14 protein-coding genes are annotated in these 15,226 nt (G+C 68.1%); 7 read left to right on the plus strand and 7 right to left on the minus strand.

Annotated features, from left to right (window positions below):
- Positions 1 to 6 precede the first annotated feature (6 nt).
- Positions 7 to 939 (minus strand): prephenate dehydratase, encoded by a 933-nt coding sequence (pheA, locus tag ACFQQD_RS04155; RefSeq protein WP_378086523.1) that lies wholly within the window; start codon positions 937 to 939, stop codon positions 7 to 9.
- A complete protein-coding gene (locus tag ACFQQD_RS04160; protein WP_378086525.1) occupies positions 936 to 1,262 on the minus strand; it encodes a rhodanese-like domain-containing protein in 327 nt (108 codons plus the stop codon). The genes pheA and ACFQQD_RS04160 overlap by 4 nt, the downstream gene beginning before the upstream one ends.
- A 99-nt stretch (positions 1,263 to 1,361) precedes the next feature.
- Here ACFQQD_RS04160 and ACFQQD_RS04165 point away from each other — a divergent pair, with 99 nt between their 5' ends.
- Together ACFQQD_RS04165 and ACFQQD_RS04170 are read left to right on the plus strand one after the other, a co-directional pair.
- Positions 1,362 to 3,422: an ABC1 kinase family protein gene (locus tag ACFQQD_RS04165; protein ID WP_378086527.1), complete on the plus strand. Its 2,061-nt coding sequence runs from the start codon at positions 1,362 to 1,364 to the stop codon at positions 3,420 to 3,422.
- 21 nt (positions 3,423 to 3,443) lie between these two features.
- Positions 3,444 to 4,856 (plus strand): amidase, encoded by a 1,413-nt coding sequence (locus ACFQQD_RS04170; RefSeq protein WP_378086529.1) that lies wholly within the window; start codon positions 3,444 to 3,446, stop codon positions 4,854 to 4,856.
- Between the two features lie 8 nt (positions 4,857 to 4,864).
- Here ACFQQD_RS04170 and ACFQQD_RS04175 read toward each other — a convergent pair whose 3' ends face one another.
- Positions 4,865 to 5,470: a DUF4190 domain-containing protein gene (locus tag ACFQQD_RS04175; RefSeq protein ID WP_378086532.1), complete on the minus strand. Its 606-nt coding sequence runs from the start codon at positions 5,468 to 5,470 to the stop codon at positions 4,865 to 4,867.
- Positions 5,471 to 5,585: 115 nt separating this feature from the next.
- On the opposite strand from ACFQQD_RS04175, the gene ACFQQD_RS04180 reads away from it, so the two are divergent.
- The 5 genes from ACFQQD_RS04180 to ACFQQD_RS04200 all read left to right on the plus strand — a co-directional run bounded on the left by ACFQQD_RS04180 (position 5,586) and on the right by ACFQQD_RS04200 (position 11,002).
- Positions 5,586 to 6,476 (plus strand): DNA/RNA non-specific endonuclease, encoded by an 891-nt coding sequence (locus tag ACFQQD_RS04180; RefSeq protein ID WP_378086534.1) that lies wholly within the window; start codon positions 5,586 to 5,588, stop codon positions 6,474 to 6,476.
- Positions 6,460 to 7,680: a M4 family metallopeptidase gene (locus ACFQQD_RS04185; protein WP_378086537.1), complete on the plus strand. Its 1,221-nt coding sequence runs from the start codon at positions 6,460 to 6,462 to the stop codon at positions 7,678 to 7,680. The genes ACFQQD_RS04180 and ACFQQD_RS04185 overlap by 17 nt, the downstream gene beginning before the upstream one ends.
- Before the next feature lie 9 nt (positions 7,681 to 7,689).
- The gene (locus ACFQQD_RS04190; RefSeq protein ID WP_378086539.1) at positions 7,690 to 8,070 is read left to right on the plus strand and encodes a hypothetical protein; all 381 of its coding nucleotides are present in this window, start codon (positions 7,690 to 7,692) and stop codon (positions 8,068 to 8,070) included.
- Between the two features lie 12 nt (positions 8,071 to 8,082).
- Positions 8,083 to 9,840 carry a phosphoglucomutase (alpha-D-glucose-1,6-bisphosphate-dependent) gene (gene pgm / locus ACFQQD_RS04195; protein WP_378086541.1) on the plus strand — a complete coding sequence of 586 codons (1,758 nt, stop codon included), beginning with the start codon at positions 8,083 to 8,085 and terminating at the stop codon, positions 9,838 to 9,840.
- Positions 9,841 to 9,967: 127 nt separating this feature from the next.
- Positions 9,968 to 11,002: a hypothetical protein gene (locus ACFQQD_RS04200; protein WP_378086544.1), complete on the plus strand. Its 1,035-nt coding sequence runs from the start codon at positions 9,968 to 9,970 to the stop codon at positions 11,000 to 11,002.
- A gap of 106 nt (positions 11,003 to 11,108) precedes the next feature.
- On the opposite strand, the gene ACFQQD_RS04205 is transcribed toward ACFQQD_RS04200, so the two are convergent.
- The 4 genes from ACFQQD_RS04205 to ACFQQD_RS04220 all read right to left on the minus strand — a co-directional run bounded on the left by ACFQQD_RS04205 (position 11,109) and on the right by ACFQQD_RS04220 (position 15,148).
- On the minus strand, positions 11,109 to 12,569 hold the full coding sequence (locus ACFQQD_RS04205; RefSeq protein WP_378086546.1) for an aldehyde dehydrogenase family protein: 1,461 nt from the start codon (positions 12,567 to 12,569) through the stop codon (positions 11,109 to 11,111).
- Entirely contained in the window at positions 12,566 to 13,480 is a 915-nt protein-coding gene (locus ACFQQD_RS04210) for a glycerophosphodiester phosphodiesterase family protein (protein ID WP_378086548.1), read from the minus strand. Before ACFQQD_RS04210 ends, ACFQQD_RS04205 begins: the two co-directional genes overlap by 4 nt.
- A gap of 19 nt (positions 13,481 to 13,499) precedes the next feature.
- Positions 13,500 to 14,396, minus strand: coding sequence for an HAD family hydrolase (locus ACFQQD_RS04215; RefSeq protein WP_378086550.1), 897 nt, complete (start codon positions 14,394 to 14,396; stop codon positions 13,500 to 13,502).
- A 62-nt stretch (positions 14,397 to 14,458) separates the two neighbouring features.
- The gene (locus ACFQQD_RS04220) at positions 14,459 to 15,148 is read right to left on the minus strand and encodes a DUF2848 domain-containing protein (protein ID WP_378086552.1); all 690 of its coding nucleotides are present in this window, start codon (positions 15,146 to 15,148) and stop codon (positions 14,459 to 14,461) included.
- Positions 15,149 to 15,226 lie beyond the last annotated feature (78 nt).

Raw genomic sequence — 15,226 nt, forward strand, 5'->3', positions numbered from 1 at the left:
TGAACCTCAGCGATTGATGATCGCGTTGACCCATTCCTGACCGGCCCGGTAGGCGGCGTCGCGGGTGTGCGCCGGCACGGTGTACTTCAACTGGTCCGCCCGAGGATACGACCCCAGAAAGCGGATCCCGGGGATCATCCGGTACAGGGCGGCGAGCGCGGCCTTGACCCGCTCCTCGGCCACGTGGCCCTCGAAATCGATCGAGAAGAAGTAGCTGCCCAGCCCCGTGCCCGTGGGACGGGACTCAATCCGGGACAGGTTGATCCCGCGCGTCGAGAACTGGTCCAGGATGTCCATCAGGGCACCGGGGTGATCATCGGGCAGAGGCACGACGACGGTGGTCTTGTCCGAGCCCGTCGGCGCCGGGACGGGGCCCGGGCGTGAGACGAGCACGAAGCGGGTCACGGCACCGGGGGTGTCCTCGATGGCCGAGGCGAGCACGGTCAGCCCGGTCTGGCTGGCCACCAGCGGAGCGCAGACGGCCGCGTCGTACTGGGTGGCCGGCTCCAGCAGACCTCGGGCGGCCCCGGCGGTGGAGTTGGCGGGGATGAACTCGGCCTGGGGAAGGTGTGCTGCCGCCCAGTTGCGCACTTGGGCCCAGGCGTGGGTGTGCGTGGCCAGCGTCCGGATCTGGTCCAGCTCCCGGGGCGAGGGGGCCACCAGGACGAAGCTGATCGGCACCAGGATCTCCCGCATGATCTGCAGGTTGTCATCGCTGGCGATGTCATCCAGGGTGGCGGTCACCCCGCCCTCGACCGAGTTCTCAATCGGTACGACCGCGAAGTCGGCATCACCACTGCGTACCTGGGCCAGGGCCGTGATGACGGAGCCTACGGGTTCGCAGTCAGCACCCTCGGTGCCGGGGACCCGGCGCAGGGCGGCCTCGGTGAAGGTGCCCTCGGGGCCCAGATAGACGTAGCGCGGCTGCGCGTTCGTCACTTGACGGTCGGTTCGGCTCCGCCGTCCGCCTCCATCGGCTTGCCCGATTCCAGCCAGGCCCCGGAGCCGCCGGCGATGTTGATGGCCGAGTACCCGTGGGAGACCATGTAGTCAGCAGCGCGCAGGGAGCGGCCACCGGTCCGGCAGATCACGAAGTAGTCGGTGTCCGGATCGAGTTCGTCGAGGCGTTCGGGCAGTTGGCCCAGCGGAATGTGCAGGGCGCCGGAGGCACGGCCCACAGCCCATTCGTCATCCTCACGGACGTCGAGGATGGCGGCATTCTCGGGGACATCGTCCACGCTCACAGTTTCGAACATGCTCATGGTCACCACCATATATAGGGTGGTGACCTAAGGGGACCATGAGTCCTGCGCGAGATGATGGTGACCGCCGCACGCCGGCCAGACGATCAGGAGCCTTAGGTGGAGACCTTCCTCGGGGACCTCGGAACGGTCGGTTACTGGGTGGGCTCGACCATCGGGGCGCTGCTCGGCCTCGTCGTGCTGGTCCTGATCGCCTGGTTGATCGCCACCACCGTGCGCCGTGTGCTCGGCGTCCCGGTCGGTTGGTTCCGCTCCCTGCTGGTGGCCCTGGTGATGGTGCTGAGCACCCAGATCGTCCTGGACACGGTGCTGCACCAGGTCACGGGTTCCTCCGGAGCAGTGACCGACGCTTCCATTCCGGCGGCCCTGGTCCTCGTGGTGATCGCGCTGCTGTGGATCTTCGGGCTCGGCACCGCCGTGTTGATGGTGCTGGAGATGGTGTTGCCCACCGGTGTGCTGCCGAATCCGGTCCTGTGGCTGGCCGGGCTGCGCAAGACCTGGGCCCGCAACCGCCGGTACCGCCAAGTGGTGGCCACCTTCGTCCGGCACGGCCTCGGCGCCAATCTGCGGGGAGTGAGCCGACGTCGGGATGATGACGCCGGTGCCTGGAGTGCGACCGCCAAGGCCCTGCGCCGCGCTCTGGAAGACTCGGGCATCACCTTCGTCAAGCTCGGCCAGAACCTCTCCGCTCGCTCGGACCTGCTGCCGCAGCCCTTCGTCCGCGAACTCTCCCGGCTGCAGTCCGATGTGGCCGCCGAGCCCTGGGAGTCGATTCGCCCCGCACTGGCCGCATCACTTGGGCGGGATCCTCTCGAGGTCTTCGCCTCCGTGGACGAGACGCCCCTCGCGGCGGCCTCGGTGGCCCAAGTTCACCGGGCCCGGCTCAAGGACGGCACCGAAGTGGCGCTGAAGGTGCAGCGGCCCGGCGCCGTGGACGAGGTCATGCGTGATTCGGACATCGTGGTCCGTATCTGCCGCTGGCTGCAGAACAACACCACCTGGGGCCGGTCTCTGCAGATCCTGGACCTAGGACGCGGCTTCACCCGCTCCCTGGCGGAGGAACTCGACTATGCGGTGGAGGCGGCGAACATGCGGGACATGGGCGCCGCCGTGTCCGGTCAGAACCTCACCGTCCCCTCGGTGTACCCGGAGTACTCCTCCACACGGCTGCTCGTCATGGATTATCTGCCGGGCACTTCGGTCGGGAAGGCCAAGCAGGAGCTCGAGGCGCTCTCCCCCTCGATCCGCCGGCGCCTGGCCCACGAGCTGACCAACTCCGTGATGCGCCAGATCATGGACGACGGCATCTTCCACGCCGACCTGCACCCCGGCAACGTGATGTTGCTCGGCGAGAACCAGTACACGCGGCTGGGGCTGCTGGACTTCGGGGCCGTCGGACGCCTGGATCCGCGTTCGCAGCAACATCTGGTCATGGTGTTCGCCGCCATCGACCGCAATGACACCCGTCTGCTCAGTGACTCACTCATCGAGCTGCTGGGACGCCCCGAGAACCTGGACGATCGGCGACTGGAGCGCGAGGTCGGCGAGCTGTTGGTCCGGTACCGCGGCGGCTTGCGCGCCGGCTCGGCGTCGCGGCTCTTCGGCGCCCTGATGGGGCTGATCCTCAACCATGGCTTCGAGGTTCCCAAGGCCGTGGCCGCCGCCCTGCGTTCGCTCGGCGGCATGGAGGGCACCCTGGGACTGATCGATCCGGATCTGGAGCTGGTGTCCGCCGCCCGGGAGATGGGCTCCGAACTGCTCAAGGACCGTTTCCGCCCGGGCTCGCTGAAGGAGTCGGCCACCACGGCCCTGCTCGAGGCCATGCCGATCATCTCCCAGTTCCCGCGCCGCGCGAACCGGATCGCCGACGACCTGCAGGGCGGGCGGCTGTCCTTCAATGTGCGGGTGCTGGCCCACGAGAACGACCGGCGCTACGTCACCTGGCTGTTCCAGCAGGTGGTGGTGTCCATCCTGGCCGGCTTCTGCATCCTCGGCGGCATCATCCTGCTGGTCCTGGGCCACGACGGACCGCAGATGACCAGCTACATGAGCTGGTACACGGCCATGGGATACATCGTGCTCTTCGCCGGATTCGTGTTGAGCCTGCGCACGGTGGCGTTGGTGATGCAGGTGCCCGACCCGTCCAGATCCCGTGACTGAAGCCTCGTTACAGTGGAGGGCATGAATCCTCAGGATGCCACGGATGTCCCGGATGCACTCGACGATCTCGGCCGGCTGACGGCCGTGCAGTTGCGCACCGCCCTCGCCGACGGTCAGGTGACGGCGGCCCAGGCCACCGAGCACTTCCTGGCCGTGACGGAACAGCGCAATCCTGAACTGGGCGCCTTCATCTCCCTGGCCCCTGACACGGCACGACAACGGGCGGCAGAGTTGGACCGTCGATTCGCCGAATCCGGCTCCACGGGGTCACTCCACGGGATGCCGCTGGCCTTCAAGGACTTGATCGACGTGGCCGGCATGCGCACCACCTTCGGATCACGCGTCACGGCCGAGGCACCGGCGGCCGAGGAGGACGACCCCCTGGTGGTCGCCGTTCACGCCGCCGGAGCGATCTCCACGGGCAAAACCACCGTCCCCGAGTTCGGGCTGCCCTGCCACTCCGAGAACCTTATCTCCGCCCCGGCCCGCAATCCCCTGGATCCTCAGCGCACCGCGGGCGGCTCGAGCGGTGGCGCCGCCGCGGCCGTGGCCGCCGGCATGCTCCCCTTCGCTCCCGGGAACGACGGCGGCGGATCCGTCCGCATCCCGGCGGCGGCCTGCGGTCTGGTCGGGCTGAAACCGGGACGGGGGACCATCCCGACCGACCGGCAGGAGGACTCGGTCCGGAACCTCTCCGTCTCCGGACCGATCGCCCGGAATGCCGCCGATGCGGCTCTGCTCTACGACGCCATGCTGGGCGGGCCCAGTGGTGAGGGGCGGAGCCTGCCCCGGACGCTGGCCGCGAATCCGGGGCAGCATCGCATCGGGGTCTCCACAGCCTCCCCGTTCTCTCCCGACCTCGAGATCTCCCTGGCCCGGCCCGCCGTCGAGGCTCTGACCGCGGCGGCGGCCGCACTCGGCCGGGACGGCCACGAGGTGGCCGAATCAGAGGTCGTCTACGCCCCGGGATACCACGAGGATTTCCGGACCGTCTGGACCGCTGCCCTGACTCAAGTGCCCTTGCCTGAGGGTGCCGAGCAGCTGGTGGGACCGCTGGCCAGGCATTTTCTCGAGCTGGCCCGCGGCTACTCTCCCGAGTTCCTGGCCGATGCGGTGGAACGTCTCACCGCGTGGGCGGCGGACGCCCGGCGGCAACTCTCCGAGTACGACGTGGTGCTGACCCCGGTCCTGGCCTTCGCTCCGCCGGCCATCGGCACGTTCACCGCGTTGCCGCCGGCGGAGGACTACGAGCTGCAGTGCCGGTTCACGCCCTACACCTCCATGGTCAACGTCATGGGCCTGCCCGCCGTCTCTGTACCGGTGCTGCGTGACACCGACGGCATGAACTGGTCCGTCCAGGCAATCGGCCGACCCGGTACCGAGGGAGCGTTGCTCGCCCTGGCCGCCCGGCTGGAACAGCTGCTGGCTGACTAGTAGCCGACCTAATAGCCGATGATGAAGGCGAAGAGACCGAAGAGGACGAACAGCACCACGATCAGGCCCAGATAGCCCATCACCAGTCCGGCGATGGCAAAACCGCGGCCGGCCGGTTCCTTCGAGAGACTCAGGTGGCCGAAGATGATGGCCAGGATCTGGGGGATGAACAAGAAGCCGCCGGTCGCCACGCCGACAATGCCCAACACCATGGACGTCACCCCGAGCCCGGTCGAGGGCCGGTCCCGACCGCCGGGCGAATACGGATACGAGCCGGCCCCGGGATAGGGGTGACCCGCCTGCCGACCATCCTGACCGGCGCCGGTTCCGTACCCGGATGGGTGCTGCCCACCCGGCTGGTTGGCGATCACCGGGTACTGGCCGTGAATCGGGTACTGCGGCTGACCGTTCGTGTACGGCCCCGCCAGTGGCTGGTCTGCGTAAGGATTGCGTTCGGCTGCCGACTGGCCGGCCGTCGTCGGGCCCGGTGTTGCTGGCGGCGCCGAAGCGTCGGAGTACCAGGACGGATGTGTGGGGTCGTCAAAGGGACGGTACCGGTCCGATGAGTCGGACGAGTAGTCGCCAGCGGGGGTGCGTGGGTCCCGATCGGTCATGGTGTCCTCGAGGTTCTCGGTGGGCGCTGGTCTCAGTCTACGGACACGCCCGGACACGCTCACAGGACTGTGGGCCGTTCATCCTCCAGTCACCTCCGGATGCTTGCGTCATCCCATGACCGCATCGACCGGAACCTCCCCCGACCGAACCGACGACTCCACAGTCCAGGGATACGATCCCGCGTTCCTCGGCACCTCCGAGCAGGTCCCCGCCCCGAGTCACGACCGGCTGGTGGTGCTCGACTACGTCCACTTCTCCGTCCACCAGGACACTGAGCGCCGGCTGGCCGCCAACACCGCGGTGAACATCGATGGGGCCCGATTGCGCGACGTCGGCCGCAGCGACCATTGGCGTTTCGACGACCGTCTGCCCCGAGAGCACCAGTCCGGGGAGGACCTCTACGGCCACAACGACCTCGACCGCGGGCACTTGGTCCGCCGTCGTGATCCGGTGTGGGGAGAGGACTCCATCGCCCGTCAGGCGAACTCAGACACCTTCCACTACACCGTGGCCGCGCCCCAGGCCGGCTACTTCAACCAGTCTCACGAGCTCTGGCTGGGGGTGGAGGATCACGTCCTGGAGCACGCCCGAGCCGCCGAGCAGAAGCTGAGCGTGTTCACCGGCTGCCTGTTCGCCGACGACGACCCCGAGTACCGCGGCGAATTCCTCATCCCTCGACGTTTCTTCAAGATCGCCGCCTGGAACCTCCAGCCGGAGCTGGGCACGCTGGCCACCACCGGCTACCTGCTGGACCAGGGTGAGGGACTGGACCGGATCATCCGGCGTGGCCTGCGTCCCGGGGAGGAGGTCGAGGGCCCCGGGCCGTTCAAGACCTATCAGGTGCCCGTCGCCGACATCGCGGAGCTGTCCGGCTTGGCCATGGAGCAGCTGATCCAGGCGGATCGTTATCGTGTCCCCGCCGACGGGCAAGATGAAGACGTCCGCTCAGTCCGGGCCGTCCGGCGCTGGCGGGAACTGGAGGGATTCGATGACATCACCCTGTGAACACCACCCACAGGCCACGACCACCGTGCCCGCGCACCGCCGTCAGTGCGCCGTGCCGCCGTACCTGCTGGAACAGATGGCGCAGTATCTTCCGGATGCGCCGACTGATGAGCCCACAGACGTCCCGGCGGACACGTCACCTCCGTCCGCCCCGGGTCCCAGCATCCGTCCGCCGCAGGTGCCGGGCCGGACCTCACCGCCTCCGGTTCCGCACTGGGACGCGGAGCTGCCGGCCGACGTCGGGCGCACCTTGGAATTGGACGAAAAGGTCCGCGAACTGCGCCACCGCGGCCTGCTGCCGGACCGGGCGATCACCGCACCGACCGGCACGCTGAACCGGACCGTCTCCGATGCCCAGGGCACGGAGGAATTGCCCGGCACGACGGTGCGCTCCGAGGGCGAGGACCCGGTGGAGGACCCCGCCGTCAATGAGGCCTACGACGGCGTCGGCTCGGTGTACGCGTTCCTCGAGGAGATCTACCGCCAGTCCTCCCTCGACGGGACCGGACTCGAGCTGCTGGCCACGGTGCACTACGGACGCCGCTATGACAACGCCTTCTGGGACGGCACCCAGATGGTCTTCGGCGACGGAGACGGGGAGATCTTCACCGGATTCACGCCGTCGCTCTCGGTGATCGCCCACGAACTGGCTCACGGCCTGATGCAGTACTCCACAGATCTGGTCTATGAGGGCCAGTCCGGGGCGCTGAACGAGTCCTTCGCGGACGTGCTCGGCGTGCTGGTGGACCAGTACGCCCACGGACACACGGCGGAGGACGCCACGTGGCTGATCGGCGCCGAGGTCTTCGGGCCGGACGTTCAGGCCACCGCGCTGCGGTCCTTGGCCGCGCCGGGGACCGCCTATGACGACCCGCGACTGGGAAAGGATCCCCAACCAGCTCATCTCGATGATTTCGTGGAGACGGAGTCGGACTACGGCGGGGTCCATCAGAACTCGGGCATCCCCAACAAGGCCTTCCACCTGGCGGCCACCGCGCTCGGCGGTCATGCCTGGGAACGAGCCGGCCAGGTCTGGTTCGACGTGGTCACCGGCGGGGCGATCCCCGCGGACGTCGACTTCGCCGGCTTCGCCGAGGCAACGGTCGCTTCCGCACGCGATCGCTTCGGGGAGGAGGTCGCCGGCACCATTGATGAGGCCTGGCGGCAGGTCGGGGTCCTGACCGCCGCCGAGGTAACTGCCTAAGCTAGGGCCATGGACAGCGCCCCGCGGAGCCCCCAGGGGTCTGCGCTGCGCCCGGACGCCCATTCGCGGCCAGAGGACGGATCTGGCCTTCAGGTGGTCGTCGAGCGCTCGGGCGGATTGGCCGGAATGGTGCGCCGATGGACTGCTCCCGCGCCCAACGACGGCTCCCCCGCCGCGCGGGCCGCTCACCGGATCGCGGCCTCGGCGCAGGGGTCGGTATCCGATGTGGGCGGTGCGGCCGTCGAACCCGAGTCAGCTCCGCCGTCGCCGGTGCGCGACGGGTTTCAGTGGCAGGTGACGTGTGGGGAAGGTTCTCTGCGCTGTGACGAAGCCGGCCGGCGTCGGGATCCTGAGGTGGATGAACTGATCCGGGTGGTGACCGAGTCATGAAACAGTGGTGCCATGACCGCTGAGACACCGGAGAATGCTGATGTGAATGCTGCTGTGAGCGGCCCGGCGCATGCCGCCGAGCGTGCCGGAACCCGTGCCCTGCCAGAAGACCTCGTCGATGTGGCCGCCCTGTTGGCCGCCTATACCGATCGGCACCCGGACCCCTCTGATCCGGCGCAACGCGTGTCCTTCGGCACCTCCGGCCACCGGGGGTCCTCCCTGAAGACCTCGTTCAACGAGGACCACATCGCCGCCATCACACAGGCGATCGTGGAGTACCGCGCGGCTCAGGGCATCACCGGACCGCTGTTGATGGGCCGCGACACCCACGCGCTGTCCGCGCCCGCACAGGACACCGCACTGGAGGTGCTGCTCGGCAACGGCGTGCGCACCTTGATCGACTCCCGGGATGAGTTCACTCCGACCCCGGCGGTCTCCCATGCGATTCTGAGCGTGAACGCCGAGAACCCCACGAGCCAGGCGGACGGCATCGTCATCACGCCGTCGCACAACCCACCCACGGACGGCGGGTTCAAATACAACCCGCCCCACGGTGGTCCCGCGGACACGGACGTCACGAACTGGATTGCTGATCGCGCCAATGAGCTCCTGGCCGGCGGCATGAGCGAGGTCAAGCGCATCTCCTTGGACGAGTCGAAGCAGCACGAGGCCTTGGGCACCTTCGATTTCATGGATCGCTACGTCTCCGACCTGGCCACGGTCATCGACCTCGATGCCATCCGTTCGGCCGGGGTGCGCATCGGCGCCGATCCCCTGGGCGGAGCGTCGGTCGCGTACTGGAGTGAGATCGGACGCCGCCACGGGCTCAACCTGACCGTGGTGAATCCGGACGTCGACCCGCAGTGGGGCTTCATGACCCTGGACTGGGACGGCAAGATCCGCATGGACTGCTCCTCGCCGAACGCCATGGCCTCCTTGATCGAACGCATGGTGCCCAGTGGTGAGGATGCGGGGTCCGTGGCCGGGTCCTCCTCAGGCTCGACCGCGCCGTTCGACATCGCCACGGGCAACGATGCCGACGCCGACCGCCATGGCATCGTCACCCCGGACGGCGGACTGATGAACCCGAATCATTTTCTGTCCGTGGCGATCGACTATCTTTACCGGCACCGTCGCGGCTGGCCGACCGGAGCCGGCGTCGGGAAGACCCTGGTGTCCTCCTCGATGATCGACCGCGTGGCCGCGGGGCTGGGACGGGAACTGGTGGAAGTACCGGTCGGTTTCAAGTGGTTTGTGCCGGGACTGCGGGACGGCACCGGAGTGTTCGGCGGCGAGGAGTCCGCCGGGGCGTCCTTCGTGTGCTTCGACGGGTCACCGTGGTCCACGGACAAGGACGGGATTTTGCTGTGCCTGCTCGCCGCTGAGATTCGCGCGGTCACGGGGAAGTCGCCCTCCGAGTACTACGCCGAACTGGTGGAACAGTACGGCAACCCGGTCTACGCCCGCGTCGATGCCCCGGCCACTGCCGAGCAGAAGGCCCTGCTGAAGCAGATGTCCCCGTCGGACGTCACCGAGGACACCCTGGCGGGCGAGACGATCACGGCCACTATGACGGAAGCGCCTGGCAATGGCGCGGCCATCGGAGGACTCAAGGTCACCACGGAGAATGCCTGGTTCGCCGCCCGGCCCTCCGGCACCGAGGACGTCTACAAGATCTACGCCGAGTCGTTCATCTCCGCCGAACACCTGGCCCAAATACAAGCCGAAGCCAAGGCGATCGTGGACGCCGTCATCTCTCGCGCAAAGTGACTCTGCCCCCACCGAAGTGACGTGGTCTCGTCACTTTGTGCCCGGCCGTCCCAGCGCTTCAGCAGCGGTTTCCACAGGGTGTGGATAGCAGGGCTGCCGGGCCGGGCGAGGTTGGGATGCTGGAGCCATGAACGAGGACACGTGGTTCAATCCCCTGCCGGTACTGACTCCCGGGAACGACGGCGGCCGGTCCCGGAAATCGCTGAGCCGGGCTTTCGCTGCCGGAGACCTGGTGCGGGTGCGCCACGGCTTCTACGTCGCGACGGATCAATGGCTTGCAGCAACATCTGCGCAGCGCTTCATGACCACGGTCAAAGCCGTTGCAGGCCGACTGCACCAACCCGTCTTCGCCGGTGCCACCTCATTGGTGCTCCAAGGGATTCCAGTGCTGGAGACGCCGGCCACCGTGGACGTCATCACCTCGACGGCGTCACGGGCGGGGATACAGACCACCATGCCCGGCTACCACGAGATCCACGCGCGGCACTCTGGGGAACTGCCGTACATCCACCGAACCCGCAATATCTTCCGGGAGCCGCCGTATGCCGTGAACGAGCCGCGGGTTCCTCAACTCCACACGGCGCTTCGCCTTCTGGACGTGGTAGATCACCTTGCGGAGACTCTGACCGAGCTCGACTTCTGCGCCGCACTGGCCGTCGTCGACAGCCTGTTGTCCGGGAGAAACGGCAACGGTCTGCGGTTCGACCGCTCGCGCCTGAAGAGGGTCCTGGATCGAGACACGTCCCCTTCCGGCCGTGCCATCCTGAATCGCGTGCTCCGGTGGTCCACCCACCTCAGTGAGTCGCCCGGTGAATCCCTCAGCCGCGCCCGCATGATCGAGCTCGGTTTCCAGATGCCCGAACTCCAGGCCCACCTCAGCGGTGCTGATGGCGTGGAGTATCGCGTCGATTTCTGGTGGGAAGAGCTGGGGCTCATCGGGGAGTCCGACGGCTGGGGGAAGTACTCGGCCGGTGACGGGCGTGCGGATCCAGAGCAGGTCGTCCGACTCGAGAAACGCCGCGAAGACGCACTCCGCGAGCGCGGTTACCGCTTCTTGCGATGGGACTGGGCCGATGCCCTCGATCCCCAGCGCTTCGCGGAACTGCTGGTGCGCAACGGAGTGCCGCGCCGCCGTCGGGCTTCGATCCGCTGGTCCGCCTGATCACCCGGACCAGAAACACCACGTCAACCACCCCGGTCCGAGGCACAAAGTGACCAGCGAACGTCACAACGGTGGGGGCGGGGTCACTTTGCGCGGGAAACGGGGGTTAGAGGAGGCGCTTGAGGGCTTGGCGCTTGGTCCAGGAGTAGGGCGGATAGATCATCCTGAGGGTGTCCACCTGGTCCGTCTTCGTCAGCGCCGGACGCAGTTGGGAGAACGTCTCGAAGCCCGCCCGGCCGTGATACGCGCCCATCCCGGACGCTCCGACGCCACCGAAGGGCAGGGTCGGCAGGCTCGCCTGGATCAAGGCCACGTCGAAGGCCATCGCGCCGGCGGTCACCCGCTCCTCGAAGGCCCGGTGATAGCGGTGCTTGTCCGTGAAGAGATAGGCGGCCAGCGGATGAGGCCGGGCGTTGATGAACTCCACCGCCTCCTCGAACGTCTCCACGCGAAGTATGGGCAGCACGGGCCCAAAGATCTCCTCGGTCATCAGGGCACTGTCCGCAGACACCTCCGACACCACGGTCGGCTCCAGGAACCGATCGGCGACGTCGGCCCGGCCCCCGTGCACCAAGCGCGCCGGGGCACGGCCCTCGCCGCCAGCTCCGCCGTCGCCGCCCTCGCCTCCAGCACCGCCGTCGCCACCCTCCAGCGACTCCTGCAGCAGGGCCATCACGCGTTCCAGCTGCTCGGAGCTGATGAGCCGCCCATAGTCCCGAGAGGTTTGAGCGTCCTCACCGTAGAACTCCTCGATCGCCTGAGGCAGGTGCTTCTCGAGCTGCCGCTGGGTCTCCTCGCCGATGGCCAGCACGTAGTCCGGGGCCACGCAGGTCTGGCCGGCGTTGGTGAACTTGCCGAAGACGATGCGCCGGGCGATGGCGGGCCAGTTGCGCCCATCGGCCACCACACACGGCGACTTTCCGCCCAGTTCCAGGGTCACCGGAGTCAGTTGGCGGGCCGCCGCCTCGTAGACGATGCGCCCGACGCGTTCTCCACCGGTGTAGAAAATGTGGTCGAACTTCTCCTCAATCAGGGAGCTCACCGTCTCAGCGCCGCCCTCCACCACGGCGACGCCGCTGGGATCCAGATACTCGGGGATGAGCCGGCTGATCAACGAGGCGGTGGCCGGAGCCTTCTCGCTGGGCTTGAGCACCACTGCGTTGCCGGCGGCCACGGCGGCCACCAGCGGGGACATGATGAGCTGGAAGGGGTAGTTCCAGGGGGCGATGATCAACACAGTCCCCAGGGGCCGGGCCTCTACCTTCGCCCCGGCCGGCCTGAACGCCAGGGGAACCTTGACGGTCTCCGGCTCCATCCAGTCGGTCAGATACAGCAGCGCGTGGTCGACCTCGGCTCGTGCCGGCTGCACCTCGGTGAGCATGGCCTCGGTCGCGGGCTTGCCGAGGTCTTGCGCGAGTGCTGCACAGATCGCCTGGGACTGTTCGTCGAGCATCCGTCGGATGCCCTTGAGTTGGGCGGCCCGGAAGCGCCGCGGGTGGGTCACCCGCAGGGTGGCGGCGCGGCGCATTCTCCCGACGACGGCGCTCGGCTCCTCGTGCGCGGTCATCGCTGCGGCCAGTATCCGCGCGCTTCCATGACGGAGGCCAGCGCCTCGACGTCGTCGGTCATCAGCCCGTCCACGCCGAGGGCGAGCAATCGCTCCATCTCCGCCGGGTCATCCACCACCCAGACGTGGACCTGCAGCCCAGCGGCCTGGCAACGGGATACGAAGGTGCGGGTCACCACCGGGATGGGGCCCTGCTTCACCGGAACCTGGACGCAGTCGAGGTGAGCCAGGCTCCGACCCACGAATCGACTCAGCCCTAAGGGCGCGGCCAGTACGAGCGCCGCGATGGCCAGTCCCCCACCGGACATCGCGGTCCTGCGATGGGCGGCGCGAGTGAACTTGCGTCGCCGGGAATCGTGGAAGGAGGCGATGAGCACCCGGTCCCACGCGTCATGCCGGGCGATGATCTGCGCGATGGCCTCCGCGGCGGCATCGTCTTTGAGATCCACGTTGAGGTGGACGTCGTCCCACTCGGTCAGCAGATCCTCGAAGCGCAACAGGTGTTCGCCCTCCAGGACCGCCGTACCCCCGGTTCCCGCTGTACCCCCCGTTCCCGGCGTCGGCTCTCCAACCCTCGACGCTCCGGTGGAGCCGCTCGGCCCCGCCGCGCGAGTACCCGTCGGGTCGATCACCCGCACCCGGGTCAGCTCCTCCCAGGTGTGGTCGGAGATCTTGCCGGTACCGGTGGTGACCCGGTCCAGGACCTCGTCATGGAAGACCATCAGCACGCCGTCCCGGGTGGTGCGCACGTCCAGTTCGAGATAGGCATAACCACGGTCGACGGCGGCGCGGAACGCGGCCAGGGTGTTCTCCCGCGCGGTGTCCGCGCCCCGGTGCGCGAAGGCGAGGGGCCAGCCCCGTCGGCCGGGCAGCGAGTCCTTCAGATACGGAGCCAGGGTGAAACGCTTCACGGCTTCACCCTACCGGCGATCAGGGCAGGGTCAGGAGCTCTTCGACGACCCGGGCCACGCCGTCGTCGTCACAGGCCCCGGCCATCGCGTCCGCCGCGCGAATCAGCACGGGGTGACCGGAGGCCACGGCGTAGCCGGTGCCCGCCCAATGAATCATCTCCAGATCGTTGGGCATATCCCCGAAGGCCACGACCTCGTGCGCGGCGATCCCGTGGCGGGCGGCGAAGGTGGAGAGCGCGCTGGCCTTGTTCACGTCCGGCCGGGACATCTCCAGCAGCGCCATTCCCGGCGCGGAGTGGGTCACGGCCAGCAGCTCGCCCAGCAGTTCGCGGACCTCAGCCAGAAAGGCATCGGGCTCGCGCGTCCGGGTCTTGGCCAGGAACTTCACCACGGTGGGATCTTCGGGCAGCACGTCCTCCATCCGGCGGGCCACATGCACGCCGTCGGCCGGCTCCTCGGGAGTAACCGAGCCGGACTGGTCGACGAAGGCCGCGTCGAGGTGGAATCCCTCGAGCGTCTCGGCGGCGAAGGACGCAGAGGGGTCCAGCGCGGAGATCATGTCCCGGGCCTGCAGCACGGTCTCGAGCGCCATCGGGCGGGATTCGAGAACCGTGTCATTCGCCAGGTCGTAGACCACCGCCCCATTGGAGCAGATCACCGGGCCGGCATGGCCCAGGGTGCGGGTCAGCGGGTTCAGCCAGCGAATCGGCCGGCCGGTGACGAAGACCACCTGGACGCCGGCGTCGTGGGCCGCTTGAAAAGCCTCCACGGTGCGCGCCGAGATGAACCCGGTGCCCGTGTGGGAGTAGCCGATGATGGTCCCGTCCAGATCGCTGGCGATCATCCGGGGCCGACGTCGTCCCGCCCCGACCGGCGCCGGCGGTGCCGGATCCGAGGCCGGTGGAGGAAAGGACATGCGTCCATCTTAGGCGGCGACGAGCCCGGCGAGCCCTGCGTTCCGGACCCAGCCGACCAGACTCAGCCGATCGGGTCGGGCATCCTCACCACGGTGTAGTCCACGCCGATGCTGCGGTCCAGCCGGCCGTCACTCATCACGACTTCCCAGCGCTCGGCAAACTGGTCGACGCCGGCCAGCATCACCGGAGTGCCTGACAACACGATGGTTCCGTCGGTCATGAGGCCGCGGCGCGAGAGTTCCTCGATCCAGTAGCGCGGAGGCAACAGCTCGCCCAGGGTCGAGTCCTGGATCTGCGTTCGCTGACCGTCCTGGGCGACCCAGGCCTGCAGGGTGATCTCGTCCAGGTGGTCCTCGATCTGCTCGAGAGGCCACGCCTGCCGGCCGACCACATCCGGGGACGCGTTCTTCGACCAGGCCACCCCGTTCTTCTCCAGCTCCCGGTCGGTGTGGTCGCATGCCACCGTCAGGTAGTACGAGCCCTGGGCCGCGATCAGCGCCCATTCCGCCTCACCGGACGTGCGGTCGTGCTGCACCGCGACCTCGGTGCACTGCTGCGCGAGGTAAGGGGAGACCGGGTACATGGCCGGGGTGACGGACGGACCGGGAACACCCAGTTCAGCGAGCTCATCGATGTGCGCCTGCACGGCTTCCTGATTGCGCCCGGCATACCCCGCGTTGAACAGTTGGCGGACCCCCACCTGGAGCTGCTCACCGTCCGGCAGTTCGAAGGTCACGTCGGTCGTGCTCATCTGGTCGTTCCTCTCGCCCGATTGACCCCGGTGTGTTCCGGCGCCGTTAAAACTGCGTGACAACTCGTCCCGAGTTCC

Source organism: Citricoccus sp. GCM10030269 (genome assembly GCF_042665635.1).
Taxonomy (GTDB): Bacteria; Actinomycetota; Actinomycetes; order Actinomycetales; family Micrococcaceae; genus Citricoccus.

What these genes read in the sequence shown, in the direction of transcription:
- ACFQQD_RS04160 (WP_378086525.1), bottom strand. Translation starts at nt 1,262, where the DNA reads ATGAGCATGTTCGAAACTGTGAGCGTGGACGATGTCCCCGAGAATGCC.
- ACFQQD_RS04170 (WP_378086529.1), top strand. Translation starts at nt 3,444, where the DNA reads ATGAATCCTCAGGATGCCACGGATGTCCCGGATGCACTCGACGATCTC.
- ACFQQD_RS04175 (WP_378086532.1), bottom strand. Translation starts at nt 5,470, where the DNA reads ATGACCGATCGGGACCCACGCACCCCCGCTGGCGACTACTCGTCCGAC.
- ACFQQD_RS04180 (WP_378086534.1), top strand. Translation starts at nt 5,586, where the DNA reads ATGACCGCATCGACCGGAACCTCCCCCGACCGAACCGACGACTCCACA.
- ACFQQD_RS04185 (WP_378086537.1), top strand. Translation starts at nt 6,460, where the DNA reads ATGACATCACCCTGTGAACACCACCCACAGGCCACGACCACCGTGCCC.
- ACFQQD_RS04190 (WP_378086539.1), top strand. Translation starts at nt 7,690, where the DNA reads ATGGACAGCGCCCCGCGGAGCCCCCAGGGGTCTGCGCTGCGCCCGGAC.
- pgm (WP_378086541.1), top strand. Translation starts at nt 8,083, where the DNA reads ATGACCGCTGAGACACCGGAGAATGCTGATGTGAATGCTGCTGTGAGC.
- ACFQQD_RS04200 (WP_378086544.1), top strand. Translation starts at nt 9,968, where the DNA reads ATGAACGAGGACACGTGGTTCAATCCCCTGCCGGTACTGACTCCCGGG.
- ACFQQD_RS04205 (WP_378086546.1), bottom strand. Translation starts at nt 12,569, where the DNA reads ATGACCGCGCACGAGGAGCCGAGCGCCGTCGTCGGGAGAATGCGCCGC.
- ACFQQD_RS04215 (WP_378086550.1), bottom strand. Translation starts at nt 14,396, where the DNA reads ATGTCCTTTCCTCCACCGGCCTCGGATCCGGCACCGCCGGCGCCGGTC.
- ACFQQD_RS04220 (WP_378086552.1), bottom strand. Translation starts at nt 15,148, where the DNA reads ATGAGCACGACCGACGTGACCTTCGAACTGCCGGACGGTGAGCAGCTC.